The organism is Chromobacterium sp. FG89 (assembly GCF_057808735.1).
Map to the genome: position 1 here is coordinate 35,517 of NZ_JBMDIQ010000008.1, position 24,445 is coordinate 59,961.

Annotated in this window: 25 protein-coding genes; 14 read left to right on the top strand and 11 right to left on the bottom strand. The window is 64.9% G+C overall.

The annotated features are described in order from the left end of the window. Positions 1-2: 2 nt before the first annotated feature. Positions 3-1,613, bottom strand: coding sequence for an FMN-binding glutamate synthase family protein (locus tag ACODRW_RS09875; RefSeq protein WP_486636403.1), 1,611 nt, complete (start codon positions 1,611-1,613; stop codon positions 3-5). A 238-nt stretch (positions 1,614-1,851) separates the two neighbouring features. Here ACODRW_RS09875 and ACODRW_RS09880 point away from each other — a divergent pair, with 238 nt between their 5' ends. From ACODRW_RS09880 to ACODRW_RS09890, 3 genes are all read left to right on the top strand, one after another. After that, complete coding sequence (locus tag ACODRW_RS09880) at positions 1,852-2,739, top strand: phytanoyl-CoA dioxygenase family protein (protein WP_488905649.1); 888 nt, start codon at positions 1,852-1,854, stop codon at positions 2,737-2,739. A 72-nt stretch (positions 2,740-2,811) separates the two neighbouring features. Beyond that, positions 2,812-4,473 carry an acid phosphatase gene (locus tag ACODRW_RS09885; protein WP_488905650.1) on the top strand — a complete coding sequence of 554 codons (1,662 nt, stop codon included), beginning with the start codon at positions 2,812-2,814 and terminating at the stop codon, positions 4,471-4,473. Between the two features lie 562 nt (positions 4,474-5,035). After that, complete coding sequence (locus ACODRW_RS09890; RefSeq protein WP_227106494.1) at positions 5,036-5,470, top strand: hypothetical protein; 435 nt, start codon at positions 5,036-5,038, stop codon at positions 5,468-5,470. A 107-nt stretch (positions 5,471-5,577) separates the two neighbouring features. On the opposite strand, the gene ACODRW_RS09895 is transcribed toward ACODRW_RS09890, so the two are convergent. The 6 genes from ACODRW_RS09895 to ACODRW_RS09920 form a co-directional block, all read right to left on the bottom strand. Further along, positions 5,578-5,865 (bottom strand): XRE family transcriptional regulator, encoded by a 288-nt coding sequence (locus ACODRW_RS09895; RefSeq protein WP_081546910.1) that lies wholly within the window; start codon positions 5,863-5,865, stop codon positions 5,578-5,580. Continuing rightward, positions 5,865-6,209, bottom strand: coding sequence for a type II toxin-antitoxin system RelE/ParE family toxin (locus ACODRW_RS09900; RefSeq protein ID WP_107797849.1), 345 nt, complete (start codon positions 6,207-6,209; stop codon positions 5,865-5,867). The genes ACODRW_RS09895 and ACODRW_RS09900 overlap by 1 nt, the downstream gene beginning before the upstream one ends. A gap of 311 nt (positions 6,210-6,520) precedes the next feature. Next, a complete protein-coding gene (locus ACODRW_RS09905; protein ID WP_486636399.1) occupies positions 6,521-7,597 on the bottom strand; it encodes a sulfate/molybdate ABC transporter ATP-binding protein in 1,077 nt (358 codons plus the stop codon). Next, a complete protein-coding gene (gene cysW, locus ACODRW_RS09910; RefSeq protein WP_048408326.1) occupies positions 7,594-8,490 on the bottom strand; it encodes a sulfate ABC transporter permease subunit CysW in 897 nt (298 codons plus the stop codon). The genes ACODRW_RS09905 and cysW overlap by 4 nt, the downstream gene beginning before the upstream one ends. Position 8,491: 1 nt before the next feature. Beyond that, positions 8,492-9,346, bottom strand: a complete 855-nt coding sequence (gene cysT, locus ACODRW_RS09915; RefSeq protein WP_048408327.1) for a sulfate ABC transporter permease subunit CysT — start codon at positions 9,344-9,346, stop codon at positions 8,492-8,494. Positions 9,347-9,353: 7 nt separating this feature from the next. Further along, on the bottom strand, positions 9,354-10,346 hold the full coding sequence (locus ACODRW_RS09920) for a sulfate ABC transporter substrate-binding protein (protein WP_488905651.1): 993 nt from the start codon (positions 10,344-10,346) through the stop codon (positions 9,354-9,356). 244 nt (positions 10,347-10,590) lie between these two features. Between ACODRW_RS09920 and ACODRW_RS09925 the strand changes: the two genes are divergently transcribed. From ACODRW_RS09925 to ACODRW_RS09955, 7 genes are all read left to right on the top strand, one after another. Further along, a complete protein-coding gene (locus ACODRW_RS09925) occupies positions 10,591-11,850 on the top strand; it encodes a glutamate-5-semialdehyde dehydrogenase (RefSeq protein ID WP_107797846.1) in 1,260 nt (419 codons plus the stop codon). A 112-nt stretch (positions 11,851-11,962) separates the two neighbouring features. Next, positions 11,963-12,439, top strand: a complete 477-nt coding sequence (locus tag ACODRW_RS09930; RefSeq protein ID WP_488905652.1) for a WbuC family cupin fold metalloprotein — start codon at positions 11,963-11,965, stop codon at positions 12,437-12,439. 95 nt (positions 12,440-12,534) lie between these two features. Then, positions 12,535-12,957, top strand: a complete 423-nt coding sequence (locus tag ACODRW_RS09935; RefSeq protein WP_235084933.1) for a DUF2214 family protein — start codon at positions 12,535-12,537, stop codon at positions 12,955-12,957. A 127-nt stretch (positions 12,958-13,084) separates the two neighbouring features. Next, on the top strand, positions 13,085-13,468 hold the full coding sequence (locus ACODRW_RS09940) for a hypothetical protein (RefSeq protein ID WP_227106488.1): 384 nt from the start codon (positions 13,085-13,087) through the stop codon (positions 13,466-13,468). Between the two features lie 304 nt (positions 13,469-13,772). Beyond that, positions 13,773-15,164, top strand: coding sequence for a DUF2252 domain-containing protein (locus ACODRW_RS09945; protein ID WP_107797842.1), 1,392 nt, complete (start codon positions 13,773-13,775; stop codon positions 15,162-15,164). Between the two features lie 188 nt (positions 15,165-15,352). Then, positions 15,353-16,960: a methyl-accepting chemotaxis protein gene (locus tag ACODRW_RS09950; RefSeq protein WP_107797841.1), complete on the top strand. Its 1,608-nt coding sequence runs from the start codon at positions 15,353-15,355 to the stop codon at positions 16,958-16,960. Between the two features lie 303 nt (positions 16,961-17,263). Then, complete coding sequence (locus tag ACODRW_RS09955; protein WP_488905653.1) at positions 17,264-18,613, top strand: glutamine synthetase family protein; 1,350 nt, start codon at positions 17,264-17,266, stop codon at positions 18,611-18,613. A 68-nt stretch (positions 18,614-18,681) separates the two neighbouring features. On the opposite strand, the gene ACODRW_RS09960 is transcribed toward ACODRW_RS09955, so the two are convergent. Beyond that, positions 18,682-19,002 carry a hypothetical protein gene (locus ACODRW_RS09960; RefSeq protein ID WP_146176546.1) on the bottom strand — a complete coding sequence of 107 codons (321 nt, stop codon included), beginning with the start codon at positions 19,000-19,002 and terminating at the stop codon, positions 18,682-18,684. Positions 19,003-19,171: 169 nt separating this feature from the next. Here ACODRW_RS09960 and ACODRW_RS09965 point away from each other — a divergent pair, with 169 nt between their 5' ends. Continuing rightward, a complete protein-coding gene (locus ACODRW_RS09965) occupies positions 19,172-19,648 on the top strand; it encodes a universal stress protein (RefSeq protein ID WP_107797838.1) in 477 nt (158 codons plus the stop codon). Positions 19,649-19,708: 60 nt separating this feature from the next. Here the strand turns inward: ACODRW_RS09965 and ACODRW_RS09970 are convergent, their stop codons facing one another. Beyond that, positions 19,709-20,455: a TlyA family RNA methyltransferase gene (locus ACODRW_RS09970; RefSeq protein WP_488905654.1), complete on the bottom strand. Its 747-nt coding sequence runs from the start codon at positions 20,453-20,455 to the stop codon at positions 19,709-19,711. A gap of 173 nt (positions 20,456-20,628) precedes the next feature. Between ACODRW_RS09970 and ACODRW_RS09975 the strand changes: the two genes are divergently transcribed. Both ACODRW_RS09975 and ACODRW_RS09980 read left to right on the top strand, forming a co-directional pair. After that, positions 20,629-21,270 (top strand): YceH family protein, encoded by a 642-nt coding sequence (locus tag ACODRW_RS09975; protein WP_107797836.1) that lies wholly within the window; start codon positions 20,629-20,631, stop codon positions 21,268-21,270. Between the two features lie 91 nt (positions 21,271-21,361). Next, a complete protein-coding gene (locus ACODRW_RS09980; protein ID WP_107797835.1) occupies positions 21,362-21,898 on the top strand; it encodes a YfaZ family outer membrane protein in 537 nt (178 codons plus the stop codon). Between the two features lie 58 nt (positions 21,899-21,956). On the opposite strand, the gene ACODRW_RS09985 is transcribed toward ACODRW_RS09980, so the two are convergent. Next, a complete protein-coding gene (locus ACODRW_RS09985) occupies positions 21,957-22,328 on the bottom strand; it encodes a cupin domain-containing protein (RefSeq protein ID WP_488905655.1) in 372 nt (123 codons plus the stop codon). A 69-nt stretch (positions 22,329-22,397) separates the two neighbouring features. After that, entirely contained in the window at positions 22,398-23,570 is a 1,173-nt protein-coding gene (locus tag ACODRW_RS09990; protein WP_488905656.1) for an MFS transporter, read from the bottom strand. A 94-nt stretch (positions 23,571-23,664) separates the two neighbouring features. On the opposite strand from ACODRW_RS09990, the gene ACODRW_RS09995 reads away from it, so the two are divergent. Beyond that, positions 23,665-24,441, top strand: coding sequence for an AraC family transcriptional regulator (locus ACODRW_RS09995; RefSeq protein WP_488905657.1), 777 nt, complete (start codon positions 23,665-23,667; stop codon positions 24,439-24,441). The last annotated feature ends 4 nt before the right edge of the window (positions 24,442-24,445 follow it).

A 24,445-nucleotide genomic window follows, 5' to 3' on the forward strand; every position in this document is an offset into this window, starting at 1 on the left:
GCTCAGGCCGGCTGGGCCTCAAAGCTGTCCGCCCGCGCCATCTGCCACATGCGGCCGTAAAAGGCCGCCTTGATCTCCGGCTCCAACAACTCGCCCGGCTGCAAAAAGACGTGCAGCTGCGAAAACAGGCGGATCTCGGTATCGCTGACGCGGCGCACCAAGTGGTGCGGCCGCAGCTGCGACGGATGTTCCAGCCCGGCCGAGGCCAGCATCTCCGCCAGCGCCTTCATGGTGTTGCGGTGGAAATGAAACACCCGGTCCGCCTTGTCCGGCACCACCAGCGCGCGCTGGCGCAGCGCGTCCTGCGTCGCCACCCCGGTGGGACAACGGTTGGTGTGGCAGCTCTGGCTCTGGATGCAGCCGATGGCGAACATGAAGCCGCGCGCGGAATTGGCCCAGTCCGCGCCTATGGCGAGCACGCTGGCGATGTCGAAGGCGCTGACCAGCTTGCCGCTGGCGCCTATTTTGATCTTGTCGCGCAGATTCAGCCCCACCAGCACGTTGTGGACAAACAGCAGGCCCTCGCGCAGCGGCACGCCGATGTGGTCGGTGAACTCCAGCGGCGCCGCGCCGGTGCCGCCCTCCTTGCCGTCCACCACGATGAAATCCGGCAGAATCCCCGTTTCCAGCATCGCCTTGGCGATGCCCATGAACTCCCACGGGTGACCCAGGCAGAACTTGAAGCCCACCGGCTTGCCGCCGGACAGCTCGCGCAGCCGGTCGATGAAGCGCATCAGTTCGATCGGCGTGGAAAACGCGCTGTGGCGCGACGGCGACACGCAATCCTGCCCCAGCGGCACGCCGCGGGTGGCGGCGATTTCCGGCGTCACCTTGTGCTTGGGCAGAATGCCGCCGTGGCCGGGCTTGGCGCCCTGGCTCAGCTTGATCTCAATCATTTTCACCTGCGGATTGCGCGCCTGCTCGGCGAAGCGCTCCGCGTCGAAACCACCGGCCGCGTCGCGGCAGCCGAAATAGCCGCTGCCCAGCTCCCACACCAGCGCGCCGCCATGTTCCAAGTGGTAAGGGCTGATGCTGCCCTCGCCGGTGTCGTGATAGAAGTCGCCGCGTTGCGCGCCCTGGTTCAAGGCGCGGATGGCGTTGGCGCTGAGCGCGCCGAAACTCATTGCCGACACATTGAACAGAGACGCCGAATACGGCTGCGCGCACTGCGGGCCGCCGATCTCCACGCGGAAACCGGCCGGATCGCTCAGCGGCGCCGGCCGCATCGAATGGCTGATGAACTCGAAGCCCGGCTGGTACACATCGATCAAGGTGCCGAACGGCTTGTCCGCGCCCTCGTTCTTGGCCCGCGCGTACACCAGGGAGCGCTGCGCGCGCGAAAACGGCAGCTGCTCGCGGTCGGACTCCAGCAAATACTGGCGGATTTCCGGACGGATGCTTTCCACCAGGTAGCGGATATTGCCCAGAATCGGGTAATTGCGCCGCACCGCGTGACGGGTTTGCAGCAGATCGAACACCCCCAGCAGCGTCAGCGCGGCCGCCGCCAGCGTGAACGGCCACAACCACTCGTAATGGACGAAAGGCAGGCTGAACAAGGTGAACAACAGGCAACAGGAGAAGAAAGCGTAACGGCTCAACAAAGACACACTCATGTGGACTCCAAAACTAGGTGGCGGAGAAGGCCCAGGGTAAGGTGACGCTCCGCCGCGCACAAGCTGCGGCAAGCGCCCATTCACATTAATAAATACATTCACTACATAGATAGTCCGCCACCTGATCTAAAGGCCGGCTCCACAAACACGACGACTATCCGGAAGATAACATCGCTCGACATCCACACCGCCGCGGCCCGGCCGCCGGTTCATTAGATAAAACGATGGAATCCACCACATGCCCAGCCTGCAACGCTTCCGCCCGGACACCGCGCCGGAAACCCTGATCGCCGCGTTAGAACAAGACGGCGGCATCGTGATAGAACAGCTGTTGACCCCGGAAAGCCTGGCCCAGTTCCGCGCCCAGCTGCAACCGTTGCTGGACCGCTCCGCCCCCTGTCAGGGCGATTTCTACGGCTACGCCACCCGCAGGATCAGCGGTCTGATCGAACGCGTGCCCGTCACCCGAGAACTCGCCGCCCATCCGCTGATCCTGCAAGTGATGGACGCCTTCCTGCTGCGCGGCTGCCGCGAATACCAGCTCAATCTGACCCAGGCCATCAGCATCGGCCCCGGCGAACCGCGCCAATTCCTGCACAGCGACGATCTGATGTTCCCCGGCACCGCGCCCGGATCGGAAAAAATGATCAACTGCATGTACGCGCTGGACGACTTCACCGAACAGAACGGCGCCACCTGCGTCGTGCCCGGCAGCCACCGCTGGCCCGAGCCGCGCGAAGCCCGTCCGGAAGAAGTCATCAGCGCCGCCATGCCCGCCGGCTCGGTGCTGATCTACCTGGGCTCGCTGACCCACTGCGGCGGCGCCAACCACAGCAACCAAGCGCGCACCGGCGTGGTCATCAGCTACAACCTGGGCTGGCTGCGCCAGGCGGAAAACCAATATCTCGCCGTTTCCCGCGAACTGGCCCGCACGCTGCCGCCGCGGCTGCAAAGGCTGCTGGGCTACTTCGTTCACGCGCCCAACCTTGGCAGCCTGGACGGCCGCGACCCGATAGAACTGCTGCGCGAGGAGCCGCCGGCGGACACGCTGTTCCGCGAATTCCTGCCGGAGGAAATTCGCCAGCCGCTGGCGGAAGCGCGCGCCGCCGCGCTGCGCGCCGGCTAAACGCCGACATCCTGCCGCAACACGGCGGCGGGATGATGGACCACACCGCACGCTCTCAGACAAGGACGCATCATGACCGCCGCCGATGAACAGGACAGCTCGTTGCCAGCCGAAACGGACGCCCCGCAAGACCCCTCCCGCCGCCGCCTGTTCGAAGGCCTGGCCGCCATCGGCGCCAGTTGCGCCTTGCCCGCCGCCGCCGCGCCCAGCAGCCACCCGCGCCGCGGCAGGCTGGACGCCCTGCTCAAGGCCAATATCAAGAACGTGGTGGTGATCTACCTGGAAAACCGCAGTTTCAACAACCTCTACGGCAACTTCCCCGGCGTGGCCCAGCCGCTGAGCGCGGTCAAGCCGGAACAGGCGCAGCAACGCGACCGCGACGGACAGCCGCTGTCCGGCCTGCCCAAGATCTGGGGCGGCCTGGTGCCCACCGGCCAGACCGTGGCCGGCAAGCGCTACTTCATCGAAGAAAAAGACATCCACGGCCTGCCCAACGCGCCCTTCCCGCTAAAGGACGCCGAAGGCCAGCCGCTGCCGGAGGCGGTGATCACCCGCGATCTCTGTCATCTGTTCTATCACAACCAGATGCAGATCAACGACGGCCGCAACGACCAGTTCGTCGCCTGGGCCGATTCCGGCGCGCTGGTGATGGGCCACTACCCGGACACCGCGCGCACGCTCAACCAATGGCAGATCGCCCGTCGCTTCACCCTGTGCGACAACTTCTTCATGGCGGCCTTCGGCGGCTCCTACCTCAACCACCAGTTCCTGATCTCCGCGCGCACTCCGGAATACTTCAACGCCGCCCAGACCCCGGCCAAGAAGAAAATCGCCGTACTGGCCGACGGGCCCACCGGCCACCAGTTGGCGCTGGACCCCAAATCCCCGGCCTCCGCGCTGGACGGCCCGCCCAAATTCGTCAACAACGGCGCCATCACCCCGGACGGCTACGCGGTCAACACCATGGCCCCGCCCTACCAGCCCAGCTTTGTACGGCCGGCGGAAGGCGGCGACAAGCGCTACGCCGACCCGCAAGACCCCAGCACCCTGCCGCCGCAAAGCTACCGCACCATAGGCGACCTCTTGTCCGAGAAGCACATAGACTGGGCCTGGTACGGCGGCAGCTGGCAAGCCGCGCTGGACGGCAAGGGCGGCGGCGACGCGCCCAACTTCCAGTACCACCACCAGCCCTTCAACTACTTCCGCCAGTTCGCGCCCGGCAGCGCCGCCCGCGAGCGCCATCTGCTGGACGGCGGCCTGGGCGACAGCCCGATTTCCAACCGCTTCATCGCCGATGCCGTGGCCGGCAAACTGCCCGCGGTCGCCTTCTACAAGCCGCAGGGCAATCTGAACATGCACGCCGGTTATTCCGACGTGGAGTCCGGCGACCGTCATGTGGCCAATGTGTTGCAGCATTTGATGAGCGGGCCGCAGTGGAAGCATATGCTGGTGGTGATCACCCACGATGAGAACGGCGGCTGGTGGGACCATGTGGCGCCGCCGCAGGGGGACCGCTGGGGGCCGGGCTCGCGGATTCCGGCGATCATCACCTCGCCGTTCGCCAAGCGCGGGCATGTGGATCACACCTTTTACGACACCACGTCCATCATCCGTTTCATCAGCCGGCTGCATGATTTGCCGGAGCTGGAGGGGGTGAGCGCGCGCAATGCGGCCTTCCGCGCGCGCGGCGCGCAGCCGCCGGGGGATTTGACCGGGGCTTTGGCGTTTGCGTGAGGGGGGTTGTTGCATCCGCTTTGCGGGTGATGATTTGGGTGCCGCTTTCCGCGCTGACCAAGCGAGGCAAGCGCAGCGTTGTGAGGGCATAAGACAGGGAGGGGCGGGAAGCCGTAGGCCAGGCTTGCAGGGTGGCCTTTAGGAGTGGAGAGGATATTTGGCCAAGCAAATATCCTCTCCCTGCCCGCCGGGCAGCCCCGGCAATCAAAATCATCATCCGCGCAGCGGATTCAAAATCCAGATCACTCAACAACTAAGCCACGCTCAATCAAAGCAACCACCCCGCCTTGACCCCAAGCACTCCCTCAGGAACAATCCCCCCGTTGCCGCCCACATGCGGCACCGGGATTGGCGTCCCGTTGTGAGCTTTAGCAAACCTACGCAGCATGCTGCGTAGGTTGTTTTTCCATTGCAACGCCATTTGGCAGGTGCGTGGGAGGAGAGTGCTATGCACTCACCGGCTTGAAAGCTCACCCGGTACGCCAATCCGCTCACGCGCCTGCCTAATACCTCAGCCTCACCCGGCAGGTGGTTTATCTTGTGTCACAGCAGGAGAAACACCATGTCTTACACCCTACCTTCCCGCCGCCGCTACAAACTAGCCGCCCGCGAACAGCAGGCAACCCTGCTCCCCTTCGTTCGCTACCTGCCTTCCCGCGACTATCCCCACTACTGGCAAATGCCCGCTGCCTCCGAGAACTACGACATCGCCTGCGCTTACGGCCGCGAATGCGCGGCGCACCTGTTGCAGTGGTTGAAAGACAATCCGGACTACGTCGGCTCCGGCCTGCTCAGCCGCGTCGCCCGCGACATCGATTTCAGCGACCACAGCCAGCGCGGCCACTGGATGGGCTTCTTCAACTATCTGGAACACATGCTGTGGCTGGGCGCGCGCCGGGTTAGGATCTACCAACATCTCGACAGCCAACACCAGCTGCACGACGCGCAAATCCTGCGCACCTGGCTGGAGGCGCGGCACGCGCGACGCCGGCATTAAACCCGGCCGACGGATTTAGCCATCAACACAGCTGCCATCATAAAAAAAGCACCGTTTTCCTGATTAGGGAACGGTGCTTTTTGCTCGTATTGGATCAAAAACACGCTTCAGGCGGGAACGAGCTCCACCTTGATTTTCTTGCCAAGCGCCGTCGCGGCGCCTGCCAGCGTAGCCAGCGTCAAGCTGGTATCCGTGTCATCCAGCAAGCGGTTCAAGGCTGCGCGGCTGGTATGCATTTTCTTTGCCATAGCCGTCTTATTCAGCTTCTGCGCCTTCATTTCCTGCTGAATCTGCCAGGCGATCACCCGCTTCACGGCGATTGCCGTGGCTTCTTCCAGCATGCCCTCTTCGGCGAGGAAGTCATCGAAGCGGCTGCCGATATGCTCTTTGTTCATCATGTATTCCCTAGCTGTTTGAGCCGCGCAAGCGCCAGCCCCAAATCTTCCTTCGCGGTGGCCTGCGACTTCTTGATGAAACCATGCAGCAGAACCATCGCCTCCGCGACCACGGTGAACATCACTCTGGCGATACGCCCAGGCAGATGGATGCGGACCTCCCATAAATCCTTAGCCATTTTCCGCACCAAGGGCATGCCAAGCGGCCAGCCAAACTGGACCGTCTTGATGGCTGCGCCTATGACTTTTCGGTCCGGAGCCTCCAGCGCTTTCAACCAATCACGCACGGGTTCCGTACCGCTTGCCGTCTGGTAGAAACGAACATCCAGGATGGGGGCATTCATACTTGGATGGTACCAATTTTGGTACATTAGTCAAATCGAAAGCCTAGGCTGAAATACCGGCGCCACTTAAGAACCTGTTTACGATCTCGCGAGCTAGGGCGAGACAAGGCGAAAACGAGCGAAAAAGCGGAATGTACTCGTGGTACATGAGCATTTTGAGCTTGGTTTCAACGCCGTATCGCCGACGCGCAGCAGATCGTAAACAGGTTCTTAGCAAAGGCCATGAAAAAACACCGTTCCCCCTTATCTGGACGAACGGTGCTTTTCTCTTTCCAACGAAACGGACTCAGCGCCAACGCTGCCCGCAACACTCAAATCACATAATCCTGACCTTCCTGCTTGGCGAACACCGACAGCTTCTTCGGCGTCACATACAGGTTGTCGCCGGGCAAAACGCCCAACTCGCGATAACGCTCCTTGCTCACCGCCGCCTCAATGCTCCGGCCGTCGGCCTGCACCAGCTCCACCCGCACAATGGGCCCCACCGCGTGGATATGCTCCACCGTGCCCTGCGCCAGCGCGCCGTCGGCCTGGCGCGACAGGTCCAGATCATGCGGGCGCACATAGGCCACCGCCTCGTCGCCGCTGGCCAGGCTCAGCCCTTCCAGCGCATGGGCGTAGCCGCCGATCTGCAGCTGACCGCGCTCGATGCGGCCGTGGAACAAATTCACATCGCCCAGGAACTGGGTGACGAAGGGCGTGGCCGGGTTTTCGTAGATATCGTCCGGACGGCCCACTTGCTCGATGTGGCCGTGGTCCATCACCACCACCCGGTCCGACACTTCCAGCGCTTCTTCCTGATCGTGGGTGACGAACACGCTGGTGATGTGCATATCGTTGTGCAGATCGCGCAGCCAGCGGCGCAGGTCCTTGCGCACCTTGGCGTCCAGCGCACCGAAGGGTTCGTCCAGCAGCAGCACCTTGGGCTCCACCGCCAGCGAGCGCGCCAGCGCGATGCGCTGACGCTGGCCGCCGGACAACTGGCCGGGATAGGCGTCCGCCAGCCAGTCCAGCTGCACCATTTTCAGCAGCTGCATCACTTTGTCGCGGATCTCGTCCTTGCCGGGCCGGCTCTTGCGCGGCTTGACGCTGAGGCCGAAGGCCACGTTGTCGAACACCGTCATGTGGCGGAACAGCGCGTAATGCTGGAACACGAAGCCCACTTCGCGCTCGGCCACATGGGTGTGGGTGGCGTCGGCGCCGGAAAACAGCACCTGCCCGGCGTCCGGCTGTTCCAGGCCGGCGATGATGCGCAGCAAGGTGGTCTTGCCGCAGCCGGACGGCCCCAGCAGCGCCAGCAGTTCGCCGGCTTCCACGTTGAGGCTGACATTGTCCAGCGCGACGAAATCGCCGAACTGTTTGCGGATATTGCGGATTTCTATGCTCATGCGGGCTGGTCCTTGGCTATGGCGCGGCCGGCGGCGGCCAGGCGAGCGGCCGCGCTGCGTTCCGCGGCGGCGTCGCTCTGTCGCGCCATCCGCCACTCCACCAGGCTCTTGACGCCCAGGGTGACCAGGGCGAGGAAGGCCAATAGCGAAGCGCAGGCGAAGGCGCCGACGAAGTTGTACTCGTTGTACAGGATTTCCACATGCAGCGGAATGGTATTGGTTTGGCCGCGGATATGGCCGGACACCACGCTGACCGCGCCGAATTCCCCCATTGCGCGGGCATTGGTCAGGATCACGCCGTAGAGCAGGCCCCATTTGACATTGGGCAGGGTCACGCGCCAGAAGGTCTGCCAACCGGAGGCGCCCAGAACCAGCGCCGCCTGCTCCTCGTCCGCGCCCTGGGCCTGCATCAGCGGGATCAGTTCGCGGGCCACGAAGGGGAAGGTGACGAAGACGGTGGCCAGCACGATGCCGGGCACGGCGAAGATCACTTGCAGGCCGTGCTGCTGCAACCAGCCACCCAGCGCGGTGTTGACGCCGAACAAGAGCACGTACATCAGGCCGGCCACCACCGGCGACACCGCGAACGGCAGATCGATCAGCGTGGTCAGGAAGCTCTTGCCGCGGAATTCGAAACGGGCGATGGCCCAGGCCGCCGCCACGCCGAACACCAGGTTCAGCGGCACGGCGATGACGGCGGCGGTCAGCGTCAGCTTGATGGCCGCCCATGCGTCCGGCTCCACCAGCGCGGCCAGGTACAGGTCCCAGCCCTTGCGGAAGGCTTCCCAAAACACCGCCAGCAACGGCACCAGCAGGAACAGGAACAGGAAGGCCAGTGCCAGGCCGGTCAGCAGATAGCGCACCGTGCGCGATTCAGTGGTCAGGCTTTGCATATCATTTACCCGCGCCGTGGCGGCGCGCGGCCCACCATTGGATGAGGTTGATGGCGAACAGGAACAGGAAGGAGATGGCCAGCATCACCAGCGCCACCGCCACCGCGCCGTTTTGGTCGAACTGGTCCAGCTTGGCGGCGATGATCAGCGGGGCGATCTCCGACACCATCGGGATATTGCCGGCGATGAAGATCACCGAGCCGTATTCGCCGGTGGCGCGGGCGAAGGCCATCGCGCCGCCGGTGATCAAGGCCGGCAACGCCGCCGGGAAGATCACGCGCCGGAAAATGTCCCAGCGTCCGGCGCCCAGACAGGTGGCGGCTTCTTCCAGCTCGCGCTCCAGGTCTTCCAGCACCGGCTGCACCGTGCGCACCACGAAGGGCAGGCCGATGAAGGTCAGCGCCACGATGATGCCCAGCGGGGTGAACGACACTTTCAGGCCCAGCGGCTCCAGGTATTGGCCTATCCAGCCGTTGGGCGCGTACAGCGTGGTCAGCGCGATGCCGGCCACCGCGGTGGGCAGCGCGAACGGCAGGTCCACCAGCGCGTCTATCAGCCGCTTGCCGGGAAAGCGGTAGCGCACCAGCACCCAGGCCACCAGGAAGCCGAACAGCAGATTGATCAGCGCGGCGATGCCGGCGGAAACAAAGGACAGGCGGATGGCGGCGGCCACGCGCTCATGGGCCACCGCGTCGACGAAGGCCGCCCAACCCATGCCGTGCGCCGACCACAGCAGCGCGGCAAAGGGCAGCAGCACGATCAGGCCCAGCCAGAACAGGGTGATGCCGAAGGACAGGCCGAAGCCGGGCAGCACCGAGTGGCGCTTATTGATCAGATTGAAGCCGCTGGCCGCCATCACGCGCTCATTTCTTGCTGAAGATCTGGTCGAAGCTGCCGCCGTCGGCGAAGTGCTTCTGATTGACCGCGGTCCAGGAGCCGAACACGCTGGCCACGGTGAAGGTTTTCACCGCCGGGAAGCGGGAGGCGAACTGCTTGGCCACCACCGGGTCTTGCGGCCGCAGGTAGTTGTCGGCGGCCAGTTTCTGGCCTTCCGGGCTCCACAGGTATTGCAGATAGGCTTCCGCCTGCTTGCGGCTGCCCTTGCGGTCCACCACCTTGTCCACCACGGACACCGGGTTCTCGGCCAGCACGGACACGCTGGGGTAAACCAGTTCAAAGCCGCCGCGGCCGAATTCGCGGGCGATCATTTCCGCCTCGTTTTCAAAGGTCACCAGCACGTCGCCAATCTGGCGCTGCATGAAGGTGGTGGTGGCGGCGCGGCCGCCGCCGTCCAGCACCGGCACGTTCTTGAAGATGCGGCCCACCAGATCCTGGGCCTTGGCCTCGTTGCCGCCCGGCTGTTTCAGCGCATAGCCCCAGGCCGCCAGATAGCTGTAGCGGCCGTTGCCGGAAGTCTTGGGATTGGGGATCACCACTTTCAGGCCCGGCTTGGCCAGATCGCTCCAGTCGCGCACTTGCTGCGGATTGCCCTTGCGCACCAGGAACACGATGGTGGAGGTGAACGGCACCGCGTGGTTGGGCAGGCGGCTGGCCCAGTTGGCCGGCACCAGGCCCTTGCCCGCCAGCAGGTCGATATCGGTGGCCTGGTTCATGGTGATCACGTCGGCGGCCAGGCCGTTGGCCACCGCCAGCGCCTGTTTGCTGGAGCCGCCGTGCGACTGCTGCAGGGTGACGGTTTCGCCGGTCTTGGCCTTATAGGCTTTCTGAAAGGCCGGGTTGTAGTCCTTGTAGAAGTCGCGCATCACGTCGTAGGACACGTTGAGCAATGTGGCGTCGGCCAGCGCGGAGCCTGACGCGGCCAGCAACAGGGCGGCCAGGGCGAGACGGAGCTTCATGGACAGACCTTTTCTGAATGGATGATCGGCGATGTTCCCGAGATGTTCCCGACTATACCCAAGGACTGTTATATCCATAAATAATATTGTGAAATACTCTTATCCCTCAATCATCTAACAAGCCCGCCCCACCCTCTTCGCATTCCCGCACGCTCCAGCGGCGCGCGCACCGCTCTGGCCGCCCTCCCCGCTTTGGTTTACTCTCAGAGTCAATCCTCTATTCTGGCTCTCGGAAGTTTCCACGATGAACGTCAAAGACTATATGCAACAGGCGGGCAAGGCCGCCCGCAAAGCCAGCCGCGAACTGGCCCGCGCCGACACCGCGCAGAAGAACCGCGCGCTGCTGGCGATGGCGGACGCCATCCTGCGCGAGCAGGCGCAGCTGCTGGCCGCCAACGCCCTGGACATGGAGGCTGCGCGCAAGGCCGGCCTGGAGCCGGCGCTGCTGGACCGCCTGGCCTTGAACGAGAATACCGTCGCCGGCATGGCCGAAGGCCTGCGCCAAATCGCCGCGCTGCCGGACCCGGTGGGCGAGGTCAGCGAGATGGCCTACCGTCCGTCCGGCATCCAGTTGGGCAAGATGCGAGTGCCCTTGGGCGTGGTGGGCATCATTTACGAGGCCCGCCCCAACGTCACCGCCGACGCCGCCGGCCTGTGCCTGAAATCCGGCAACGCCGCGCTGCTGCGCGGCGGCTCCGAGGCCTTCCACAGCAATCAGGCCATCGCCGCCTGCGTGCACGAGGGCCTGCGCGAAGCCGGCCTGCCGGCCGAGGCGGTGCAGGTGCTGGCCACCACCGACCGCGCCGCGGTGGGCGAGATGATCACCATGCCGCAATACGTGGACGTGATTGTGCCGCGCGGCGGCAAGGGCCTGATCGCCCGCATCAGCGCCGAGGCGCGGGTGCCGGTGATCAAGCATCTGGACGGCAACTGCCATGTCTACATCGACGACACCGCCAGCCCGGACAAGGCTTTCGACATCGCGCTGAACGCCAAGACCCATCGCTACGGCACGTGCAACACCATGGAAACTCTGTTGGTGCACACCGCCTTCGCGGAATTCATCCTGCCGCGCCTGGCTGCGGCCTATTGGGAAAAAGGCGTGGAGCTGCGCGGCTGCGAACGCACCCGCGCCATCCTGGGCGACAAGGTTCGTCCAGCCGGGGAAGACGACTGGGCCAGCGAATACCTGGCGCCCATCCTGGCCGTCAAGGTGGTCAAGGATCTGGACGAAGCCATCGAACATATCAACCACTGGGGCAGCCACCACACCGACGCCATCGTGTCCGAAGACTACGGCCGCACCCGCCGCTTCCTGCGCGAGGTGGACTCCGCCAGCGTGATGGTCAACGCCTCCACCCGCTTCGCCGACGGCTTTGAATACGGGCTGGGCGCGGAAATCGGCATTTCCACCGACAAGATCCACGCGCGCGGCCCGGTGGGCCTGACCGGTCTGACCAGCCAGAAGTGGATCGTGCTGGGCGACGGCCATATCCGTTCCTGATCCCGCCGCATCGAAGGCCGCTTGCTTGAGCGGCTTTCGCTATGCCGCCGGCCTCGCTGCCGGCGGCGTTTTCATTGATAATCGCTGCTTTGCTTCCATACCGGGCGATTCCATGCTGACCCTGAACCAACAAGACTTGGCCGCGCTGTCGGCCAAAGCCGCCTGTGCGCCGCGCCTGCGCGCCAATCAGAATTTCCACGTCCAGCTGGAAGACCCGATCCAGCGCCTGGCCATCGCCATGGAGCCGGACACCTATGTCCGCCCGCACCGCCACGACCACAGCTGGGAAATGCTGATCGCGCTCAGCGGCGCCTTTGAGGTGATAATTTTCGATGAGGCTGGCGTGGTGCAAGGCCGCCATCGCTTGGGCGCGGACGGCGCGCGCGTCTTCGAAATGCCGGCCAACACCTGGCACTCGGTGGTGTCGCTGCAACCGGGCAGCGTGGTGTTCGAAGTCAAGCACGGCCCGTATCTGCCGCTGCAGGACCAGAACCTGGCCGCCTGGTCCCCGGTCGAGGGTTCCGAGCGCGTGCCGGCGATGCTGGATTTCCTGCGCCGCGCTCAAGCCGGCCAGCGCTTCGACGGCTGAGCCCCGCGCCGGTCAAACGGCTAGCCGAATAAGCTTGCCAGCCGCCTCGCCCCTGTTTACCGTGTAGGGCATCTCTTGGGGGCGGGAGTCGGACCATGTTGTGGCATTGGTTGCTGGCAAGCTTGCATCTACTGGCTCTGGGCGCCGGCCTGGCCGCCCTCTGGAGCCGAGCCGGCCTGCTGCGCCAGCAGCAATTCCCCAATCAGACCCCGCAGCTGTTTCGCTGCCACCGCTGGTGGCTGCTGGCGCTGACGCTGTGGACCGTCAGCGGCCTGGGCCTGCTCTCGCTGGACCCCGCCCGGCTGCAACAACCGCTGTTCATGCTCAAACTGCTGACCCTGGCCCCGCTGCTGCTGCTGGAAGTCCGCGCTTCGCGCGGCCTGATGCGCTGGCAAAGCCAGCTGCGCATCCAGCGCAGTCTGGAACTGCGCGGCGCCGACTCGCTGGCGCGCAGCAGTTATTGGCAAATCTGGCTGCTGCTCGCCATCGTCGGCGAATCCGCCGCGCTGCATGGCTGAATAAACGGCGCCCAGTCCGCCGCGGCTCCGCCGTCTCAAACTCCTTAACACCTGCAACCGGCCTAACTCGAACTTGCGCGCGGCGCTGGGCTTCCAACCCCATATCCCGTCCCGACGCAAGAACGCCATGCCCATTCTGATCGAACACTGCAAATCCCTATTGCTTCAAGCCGCGCTGGGCGTCGCCCTGAGCTGCGCGGTCATGCCTGCGCTCGCCAACCTGAGCGACCCCGTCGCCACGCTGAAGGCCAAGGCCTCGCCGCCCGCCGTGGCCAGCTGCCTGGACGAACGCATGCGCAAGCTGCGCATTCCCAGCGAATACATCGAACGCGAACGCGGCCGAGACGGCGGCGAAACCGTGCGTCTGACCAATCCGGCCACCCAGAAAGACGGGCTGGAAATCCTCATCCGCCCGGACGGCGACGCCAGCAAGCTGACGGTGAACACCCATGGCCTCAGTTACAGCAAGGCATGGCGCAAGCTGGTCACGGACTGCGCCCAGCGCGCCTGAGTCCCTCCCCCGGCCGGGCTGTGGACAGCGCCGGCCGCGGCCCCGCGGCTGTGGAAAGTGTGCGCAAACTGTGCACAAAACTGTGGATAACATTAAAAAGCCTCCGGCAGACCCCCGGTTTGATTGCGTCCGCTTGCCTTTTCCGCTTGTGCACAACTTTTGAAACCCACGGCGCGCTGTGTGTAATGTGGATGAAACGGGGACAAGCTTGTGGATAAGCGGAGCCGGCGTTTGACAGCCAGTCCCGCTGACAAAAATTCTCCAGCGGTTACACTGGACAAGAGATCTTCGTCCAGGAGCCCGCATGTCCAATTACCACGCCAAGTACGAACTGCACTACGCCGCCGGCAAGGCGCTGCGCCAAGCCTGCTCCCGCACGCTGCAAGCCGAAAACCGGCTCAGCGCGCCGCGCGACATCCTCGCCATGGTGGAACACACCTCGCAGGGCCGGGTGCAGGGCTTGATTCCGCTGCGCTACAGCCGGATGCAGGTTTCGCCCTTCACCTTTTTCCGCGGCTTCGCCATGATCCAGGCCGCCGATCTGGCCGCCAATCCCTCCAGCGGCCTGAAGCTGCAGATCTGCGGCGACGCCCACCTGATGAACTACGGCTTCTTCGCCTCCCCTGAACGGCAGCTGATCTTCGACATCAACGACTTCGACGAAACCCACCACGGTCCGTGGGAATGGGATCTGAAACGGTTGGCGGTCAGCCTGGTGCTGGCCGCGCGCGGCCAGGGCTTCAGCGAAAGCCAGGCGCGGGACATGGTGTGCCGCGCCAGCGAGGTCTACCGCCGCCGCGTCAACGAATACGCCCGCATGGGACAACTGGAGCTGTGGTACACCAAGGTGGGCTTCGAACAATTGCTGGAGCGCGCGCCCACCGACGCCATCCGCCAGCAAATGCTCAAGCTGTCCGACAAGGCCAGACACCAGACCCAGGAAAAACTGCTGCCCAAGATGACGGAGCTGGAGGACGGCACCCTGCGGCTGCGCGACAACCCGCCGGTGATCTTCCATCTGCACGACAAGAACACCCTGCTGGACAACGACGACAGCTGGCTGTCCGCCGACGACGCCGAGGCCCTGGTCAAGCCGATGCTGGACAACTACATCGACACCTTGAAGGAAGACCGTCGTCAGTTGCTGGAGCGCTTCCGGCTGGTGGATTGCGCGTTCAAGGTGGTGGGCGTGGGCAGCGTGGGCACCCGCTGTCTGGTGATGCTGTTGCAGGACAACTTCGACCAGCCGCTGTTCCTGCAATTGAAGGAGGCGCGCCCCTCGGTGCTGGAGCCTTACACCCAGGCCTGCGTGCACGGCCACCAGGGCAAGCGGGTGGTGTTCGGCCAGCGCCTGATGCAGGCGGCCAGCGATCTGTTCCTGGGCTGGACCACCGGCCCGGCCGGCCGTCACTTCTACGTGCGCCAGTTGCGCGACATGAAGGCGGCGCCGTCGCTGGAAGCCTTCGCCACGCCGGAAGCGCTGACCGCCTACGGCCAGGCCTGCGCCTGGGCGCTGGCGCGCGCGCACTCCAAATCCGGCGGCCAAGCCGCCCAACTGGCCGGCTATGTGGGCGACAGCGACAAGCTGGACCAGGCCATCGCCGGCTACGCGCTGGCCTACGCCGACCAGGTGGAAGCCGATTACCAGGTGTTCAAGGCCGCCATCGCCAGCGGCCGGCTGCAAGTCCACGACTGAAAACCCCGTCGCAACGCCGCCGCCGGCGGCGTTCATCCTTCCGTATTAATACCAAACCCTTGATCTTGTTGCTTGTAATGTCATAAAACCATACTAGAACAGGCGATAATCCCGGCCCTGTCCTTGCCGCCGGCAAAGACAGGGCCGACAGCCCACAATCAGACATCCACCTTCGAAAAGCGAACATCATGCGGGTCAATACCAGACTGTTCATCATCATGGCGGCCAGCCTGCTGGCGCTGCTCAGCATCGCGGCCGTGGCGCTGCTCTCCACCCGCGCCACACTGGGCCAGGAAAAGCGCGAGCAAATCACCCACCTGCTGCGCATGGCAGAAGGCACCATGAGCCACTTCCAGAAACTGGAGGAAAAAGGCCTGCCGCGCGCCGACGCCCAAAAACAAGCCATCGCCGCCCTCAACGCGCTCAAGGTGGACGACATCTACTTCTTCGGCCGCAATCCGCAAAACGTGGTGATGTTCCACCCCAACAAAGACCGGGTGGGCAAGGTGGACATGGGCAGCACGCTGCCGGACGGCCGCACCACGGTGGCGGTCTATGAAGAGGCCTTGCAGAAAGAGCATTACGGCCTGGTGACCATCCAGACCTCGCGCAAGGGCAGCAAGGGGGAGTTTCCCAAACTCAACGGCGTGGTGCGCTTCGAGCCCTGGGGCTGGATGGTGGGCACCGGCATCTTCATCGACGACATCGACCAGCTGTTCTGGAGCCAGGCACGCACGCTGCTGATCATCGCCGCCATCGGCGTGATCACGCTGGCCGGCCTGATCCTGCTGGTCTCGCGCAGCATCATGCAGTCTCTGGGCGGCGATCCCAACTACGCGGCTCAGGTGGTCAAGGCCATCGCCGACGGCGATCTGGGCACCGACATCGTGGTGCAGGGCCCGCCGCACAGCCTGCTGGCGGCAATGCGCGAAATGCAGCTGAAACTGCGCCAGATGATCGAGGAGATTAGCCTCGCCGCCACCAATATCAACCAGGCCAGCCGTCAGCTGTCCAGCGATATGGACAAGGTGCACGACGTTTCCGGCGTGGCCAGCTCCTCCACCAGTTCCGCCGCCGCCGCCATCGAGCAGCTGTCGGTGAGCATAGACCACGTCACCGCCAGCGCCCGCGACACCGAATCCGGCTCGCGCGACACCGTGGAGCTGGCGCGCCAGGGCGAAGCGCTGGCGGCGCGGGCCGCCGAGGGCATCCGCAATATCGCCGGCCAAGTGCATAGCGCCAGCGATATGGTGGGCAAGCTGGCCGAACGCACCCGCAACATCAGCGGCATCGCCGAAACCATCCGCGACATCGCCAACCAGACCAATCTGCTGGCGCTGAACGCGGCGATCGAAGCGGCGCGCGCCGGCGAGATGGGCCGCGGCTTCGCGGTGGTGGCGGACGAAGTGCGCAAGCTGGCCGAGCGCACCGCCTCCGCCACCGACGAGATCTCCACCATTGTGCAGGCGGTGGTCAGCGAAACCGGCAGCGTGTCCAGCCAGATGGACGACATCCGCCCGGCGGTGGAAGGCGGCGTGGAGCAGGTGCAGCAGGCTGCTCAGACCCTGGACGCCATCAGCAAGCAGGCCAGCCAGGCGCTGGAGCATGTGCACAATGTGGTGGTGGCGATGGGCGAGCAGAGCCAGGCCGGCACCAATATCGCCGGCAACGTCGAGCAGGTGGCCGGCGTGGTGGAGGAAACCCAGAATTCGGTCAGCAACGCGGTGGGGGCGGTTCGCGCCATCGATCAGCAGGCGGACACCCTGCAACAGACCGTGGGCCGTTTCCGCCTCTAAGAGCCTGTTGGCGGCGATACGGCGTTGAAAATAAAGTCGAAGTACGCATGCGCCACGAATACGTTCCGCTTTCTCGGCCGCAACGCCTTGTCTCGCCCTAGCTCGCGATCGTAAACCCCTTCCCAGCCTTCCCCAAGCCCCGCTCCGCCGGGGCTTTTTGCCGCCTTCATTCCGGGCTTGCCCTCCCGCCCCTGCCTGATGGCATAATGTGCGCAGAGCAAACGCTCCAAAAATAAAACAAAGCCACGGACAGACAGACCCAAACATGCAAACAATAATGCGCAAGCGCATCGGGAGAGATTCATGTCCCAGGCCACCATCCCGGCGGACTTGGCCGAATGGCTGATTCAACAGAATGTTCGTGACGTAGAACTGGCTTTCGCCGACGTGCACGGTTTTGCCCGCGGCAAAACTTTGCCGGCCAAGGCCTTCATCAAGGGGCAGCCGCTGCGCATCGCGCGGGCGGTGCCCATCCAAAGTTGTATCGGCGAATTCCCGGACTACCGCTACTACGGCGAGCACGATCCGGACGTCACCCTGGTTCCGGATTTCGCCACTCTGCGCCAGGTGCCGTGGGCCAAGACCCCGCGCGCCAGCGTGATCTGCGACTGCGTGGACCACGACGGCAGCCTGGCGCCGCTGGCGCCGCGCTCGGCGCTGAAAGCGGTGCTGGCGCGCTACGCGGCGCTCGGCTGGACGCCGGTGGTGGCGCCGGAGCTGGAGTTCTACGTCTTCGCCGCCCACGGCGACCCGCAGCAGCCGTTTCAGCCGCCCACGCTGCGCAGCGGCCGCCGCGAAGCCGGCTTCGACTCCTTCAGCTTCTCCTCCCTCAACGATCTGGAAGCCTATTTCGACGATCTCTACCGCGCCTGCGAAATGCTGGGCATCGCCACCGACACCTTCGTCCACGAAATGGGCCCCAGCCAGTTTGAAATCAACCTCAAACACGGCGACGCGCTGGCGCTGGCCGACCAAACCTTCCTGTTCAAGACCGCGCTTAAGGAGATAGGCAACCGCCACGGCCTCAGCGTGGTGTGCATGGCCAAGCCGCTGCCGGGCCAGCCGGGCAGTTCGATGCACTTGCACCAAAGCGTGGTGGACCAGCATGGCGACAATGTCTTCAGCCGCGCCGACGGCGAAGCCTCGGAAACCTTCTACGGCTTCATCGCCGGCCTGCAGCGTTATCTGCCGGAACTGATGCCCTTGTTCTGCCCCAGCCCCAATTCCTACCGCCGCTTCGTCAAAGGCATGGCCGCGCCGGTCAATCTGAGCTGGGGCCTGGACAACCGTTCGGTGGGGCTGCGGGTGCCGGTGTCCGGCCCGGAAGGCCGCCGCGTGGAAAACCGGCTGCCCGGCTGCGACGCCAACCCCTATCTGTCGCTGGCGGCCAGCCTGGGCGCCGGCCTGCTGGGCATAGAAGGCCGCTTGCAGCCCAGCGAGCCCGCCACCGGCAATGTGTTCAAGAGCGAACGCGCCAGCCTGCCCAATACCCTGGACGCCGCCTGCGAGGCGATGGCCGGCGGCGACGCCGCCGCGCAGCTGTTCGGCGCGGAGTTCAGCGCCGCCTATCTGGCGGTGAAGGAGGTGGAACTGACTCACTACCACAGCCAGATCACGCCGTGGGAGCGTCAATACCTGGGTCTGCTGGCCTGAGAACCCATTGACCAATGCAAACAGGCCCGCTGATGCGGGCCTGTTTGCATTGTCTCGCGCCAAGCGCCTCAGTTGCGGCTCAACAGCAGCCTCCGCGCCAGCAGTTCGATCGCCTCCTCGCGGCTGACCGGCACGCTGCCGCGGTATTGCTCGGCCACGATCCACTTTTCCACCGCGGCGCGGTCGCCGCGCGCGGCCTTGAGCAACACGCCGAAGGCCGCTCCGGTGGAATGCTCAGGCGGCTCCACGCTGCGGATCTGGGTATTCAAGGCGTACACCTTGTCCTCGGCGCGCGTCCTCGTGACCTGGCGCGGCGCGCGGCGCGAGTACACAATCCACCCCAGCAAAGCCAGCAAACACGCGCCCACGATCAATAGAAAAACAAACATTTCAAATCAAACCTTTAACTGAGGATGTCATTGTAAAACACCGCCTCGCCCCGCCGTCAACGCCTTGCGCCAGGTCAAACCCGGTCCATGCCGGCTTGGCCTGGGCCGCCCGCCGCGATATGCTGTCACGATAATCCTCCTGTCTCACCAGCCATAAAGGACATCGGACATGTACCAACACATCATCGCCGCGCTGGACGGCAGCAGCAATTCGGACAAGGCGCTGCTGGAAGCCATCCGCGTCGCCAAGTTCTGCAAAGCCAGCCTGACCCTGTTCCACATCGCCAGCCTGCGCGATCTGGCGGTGGAAGGCGTCGGCCTGCTCGGCACCCACGAACTGCACGATCAAGCCTTCCGCGACGGCAACCGCGTGCTGGAACAGGCGCGCAAACAGGCGGTGGAAGCCGGCGTGGAACAGGTGCAGATCCACATGGCGGAAAGCTGGGACGGCGGCGCCGACATGGCGGAACTGCTGGTGCGCTACGCGGACAGCCACAAAGCCGGCCTGGTCGTGCTCGGCACCCATGGCCGCAGCGGCATCGCCCATCTGCTGTTGGGCAGCTTCGCCCAGAACCTGCTGCGCCGCGCCAACTGTCCCGTCATGGTTCTGCGCAGCGAGCAAAGCGAGTTCGGCCAAGCGGAATAATAACCGCGACGCGCGGCCCTGGCGATGCCTTCATCATAACAAGGCGTCGCCTCGCGCCGCTCAGCGCTTGCGCGCGTAGATGAAGAACTCGCGGTTGCCGTCGCCGCCGGTGATCGGACTGTCGAACCACTTCAGCAGCTCAAAGCCCTGCTCCCGCACCGCCTCGCTGATCTTGTCCCGCACGCGCGGGTACAGGCTCTCGTCGCGTACGATGCCGCCCCTGGCCAAACCTTCGCGCCCCACCTCGAACTGCGGCTTCACCAGGCTGAGCAGGTGACCGCCGGGACGGATCAAGGGCAGCGCCGAGGGCAGCACCAAGGTCAGCGAAATGAAGGACACGTCGCACACCATCAGGTCGAAAGGCAAACCCTCGTTGGCCGCCAACAGGGCCGCGTGGTCCAGCGCCCTGGCGTTCACCCCTTCGAAATAACGCAGGCGCGCGTCCGTCCGCAGCCGCGGATGCAATTGATCGTGCCCCACGTCCACGCCCACCACTCGCCGCGCGCCCTGCTGCAGCAGGCAATCGCTGAAACCGCCGGTGGACTGGCCCACGTCCAGCGCCAGCGCGTCGTGCGGGTCCAGGCCGGACGACTCCAGCGCGCCCAGCATTTTCAAGCCGCCGCGCGACACGAAACGATCGGATGGATCGGCGGCGATCTCGAAGCGGCTGCCCGGCGCGCATTTCTGGCTGGGCTTGCTCACCGGCGCGCCGTCGCAACGGACGCGCCCCGCGGCGATCAGATTCTGCGCCGCCGTGCGCGAAGCCGCCAGGCCCAGTTCCACCAGCAACACGTCCACTCGCGTCATCGCACCCTCCCCACCATCGACAAAAACCGCACAGCGTGGCAAGCGCGCCGGCCGCTGTCAAGCCAAGACCATGATCTCACCGTGCGTAGGGCCCGCCAACCGCGCTAGAATCGCTAAATGCCAATCCGGCCAGCCGTCGCCCCCGGCGTCGGCAGCCTCAAGCGGAGACATGGATGGATACACATCAACTGGAAGCGCATGAAGTGCGCGTGCTGGGCGCCCTGGTGGAAAAACAGGCGCTGACCCCGGACGCCTACCCGATGACCTTGAACGGCCTGGCCTCGGCCTGCAACCAGCTGACCAGCCGCGAACCGGTGATGCAGCTGTCCGAAGCGGACATCAGCGCGGCGCTGGACAGCCTGATCGCCAAGAAGCTGGCGAGCGAGCGGCTGCCGGCCGGCAGCCGGGTGGCCAAATACGAGCACAGGCTCAATTACGAATGGAATATCGAAGGCGCGCGGCTGGCGGCGCTGGCCCTGCTGATGCTGCGCGGACCGCAAACCTCGGCGGAAATCCGCACCCGTTCCGGCCGCATCTACGGCTTCAGCGGCGTGGAGGAAGTGGAAACCGCTCTCAACGCGCTGGCCGACAAATACCCGCCGCTGGTGCTGAAGCTGGAGCGCCAGCCCGGCGAGCGCGAGGCGCGCTGGGCCCATCTACTCAGCGGCGAGCCGCAATCGCTGCCGGCCGCCGGCGACAACGGCTGCGGCGTGATCGAGGTGGGCATCGCCGGCCGCGTCGCCGCCTTGGAAGCGGAAGTGGCCGCCCTCAAAACCCGGCTGCTGGAGCTGGAGAATTTGCTGGCCAGTGAATAATTCACACTCGAATATTTGGCGGCTCGCCGAACTTGTTACTTAAAAAGCGGTCACTTCCCTTGTTGTCTAACTCACCCAAGAGAAGTGACCCATGAAAACTCTGCATCTGAGCGCCGCCGCCGCGCTGCTCGCCCTGACTGCGGCCGCCCACGCCGCCGATTACAGCTTTATCGCCGGCAAGGACTTCCAGCAATTCAGCCGCACCCCGCAGGGCCTGGGCCTGGGGCTTTCCATCGATTACCTGAACAGCGACCACAAGGGCAACGCCGGCGGCGCCGGCCTGGAGTTCGCGATTCCGCTGGGCCCGGTCACCCTGGCCGGCGGCGGCAAGCTGATGGGCCTGAATCCGGACAGCGGTTCCGGCACCGCCGCCTTGCTCGGCGGCCGCGCCAACATACAGCTGGCGCCCAAGCTCAGCCTCTACGGCCAGGCCTATTACGCCGGCGACAGCATGGCCAGCGGCAGCGTCAAGAACGTCAGCGACCTGGCCGCCGGCGTGCGCTGGAACCCCATTGGACCGTTCACCGTGGAAGCCGGCTATCGCTACTTCGACATCGAGCGCAAGGACAACAACCGCAATCGTCGTCTTGCCGACGGCATGTATATCGGCGCCGGCTTCACCTTTTAAGCCCGGCCCGCCGCCACGAAAAACAGCCCCGCAATGCGGGGCTGTTGCTTGTCGCGGTTCACTCGGCGTGTCGCGCTTCGAACACCGCGTAAGTCTTGCACGCCGGCTCCAGCACCTGCCAGGTACCGACAAAGCCCGCGGGGATCACGAAGTGATCGCCCTGCTTCAACTCCACGCTGTTCCCGGCCTCGTCGCTGACCTTCACTCGTCCTTGCAACAGCGTGCAGAACTCGTGTTCGCTGTAGCGCACTTTCCAGCAGCCCAGCCCGCCGCTCCAGATGCCGGCGTGGAACTGCCCGCTGGGATCGGAATAATGGTTGGCCACGCTTTGCCGGCATTCGCCGGCGACGCGGCGATCCTCGGTCGCCACAAACGATTCCAGCGCCACGTCGTGACGCTGGAACACAATGATATCGCTGGCCTGTTTCATCGCTCTGCTCTCCATGGCTGTTTGAAATTTTCAACACAATGCCATGAAGCAGACAGAATATTCAACTCCCTACCGATTCAATCGCCGCGCCGCCGGCCACATCGCCGCGCACAGCAGCGCCATGGCCATGGGCTGGTACAAGACATACGGCTGATAAGCCGCGCCAAGCAAACCCAGACCGCCGGCGATCAGCAGGTAGTACATCAGGCCCAATAAGGCGCCGGCCGTGCCCTGCACTTGGCGGTAATCCCGCAGGGCCCCCGCCAGCAGCGGCGGAATCGCGCAGCCGAAGGCCGCGGAAATCACCAGTTGGCTGAGCAACAGCACGCCGACGGCCGCGGTCGGCAGCAGACCCGGCCAGCCGCTGAGCAACTGAACCAGGGCCGCCGCGCCGGCGGCCATCAAGGCCAGGCGCGGCAAGCGTTCCGCGCCGCCTCGCGCCGCCAGCCGGCGATTGACCGCGCCGCCGAACAGGCCGCCGGCGGCCACCAGCAAACCGCTGAGGCCGAACAACCAGGCCGGCATGCCCAGCAATTGCAGCGTGAACGGGGCCAGCGTGTAAAAGCCGAACAACAGCAGATTGAAGCCGGCCACCAGCCATACCGTGGCCAGCACCCGCGGATCTCGCGCCATCCTGGCCGCCACCGCGCCCAAGGCCGCCGGCGGCGGCAGGTCCGCCGGCCGGGTCTCGCCGGCCAGCTTCCAGGACAACAGCAGCAACAGCGCCGCCAAGCCGCACAAGGCGGCGAACACGCCCTGATGACCGAAACCGGCCACCAGCACGGCGCCCAGCGGCGGGCCCAAGGCCGGCGACAGCGACAACACCGCGCTGACGGTGGCGAACACCGTCAGCAAGGCCGGGCCTTGATAGCGGTCGCGCAACATGGTCTGCACCACAACCGAACCCGCGCTGGCGCCGAAGGCCAGCAATAGCCTGGCCAGCAGCAGCGCGGTGAAATCGCGGCTCATCACCGCCAGCACCGCGCCCGCGCCGTAACAGGCCAGGGCGGCCAGCAAGGCCGGCCGCCGTCCGTATAGATCGGCCAGCCGGCCCCAGCACACCACGCCGAAGGCGAAAGCCAGAAAGTAGACGCTCATCGTCAACTGCGCCTGACCGGCGCTGACATGGTAAGCCTGGGCGATCTCGGTCAAGGCCGGCGCGTAAATGGTTTCACTCAATTGCGGGAAACCCAGCAATACAATCAGCAGCGCCAGCGGCGCCGCCCGGATCGCGGTTTTCATTTTGTCCTCCTAAAAACAACGAACAGGGATTGTAGGAGGATGAAGGCACGCCTATTATCGATGGATAGCCATAAAACATTGAGAATCGGACAAGATGCCGCGCTACCTGCCCGCCACGGCGCCGGACCCGGACCAGCTCGCCGATCCCATCGTCGGCATGGCCATAGACGCGCCGGCGCCGCATGACTCCGGCCTGCACCGCCATCGCCGCGCGCAGCTGATGTACGCGGTCAGCGGCGTGCTGCAAATCCGCATCGGCCACACCCGCTGCGTGCTGCCGCCGACAATGGCCGCCTGGATTCCCTCGGGGCTGTGGCATCAGGCCGAAACCGGCAAGCCTTTCGCCTATCGCAGCCTGTACTTCGATCCGGTCGTCTATCCCGCGCTGCCGCGGCGGCCGCAGATCATCGCCGTCAGCCCGCTGTTGCGGGAATTGATCGTGCGGGTGGCGGAATGGCCGCTGTCGCCGTTGGAGCCGGCGCAGCAGCGGCTGGTGGAGGTGTTGCTGGACGAGGCCGGCCGCGCGCCGGAGCAGGCGCTGAGCCTGCCGCTGCCGCAAGACCGGCGGCTGCTGCGCATTGCCGAGCAGCTATTGCAACAGCCCGGCGACGAGGCCACGCTGGAGCAATTGGCCGCCCAGGCCGGCGCCAGCGCCCGCACCGTCAACCGGTTGTTCCAACAACAGACCGGGCTCAGCTTCAGCGCCTGGCGGCGGCAATTGAAAATGATGGAGGCCAGCCGACTGTTGGCCGATGGGGAAAGCGTCAGCCGGGTGGCGGCGGAACTGGGCTATGCGCAGGACAGCGCCTTCATCGCCATGTTCCGCCGCCATGCCGGGCTTACGCCCGGCCAGCTCAAACGCTCAATCTGAGAAC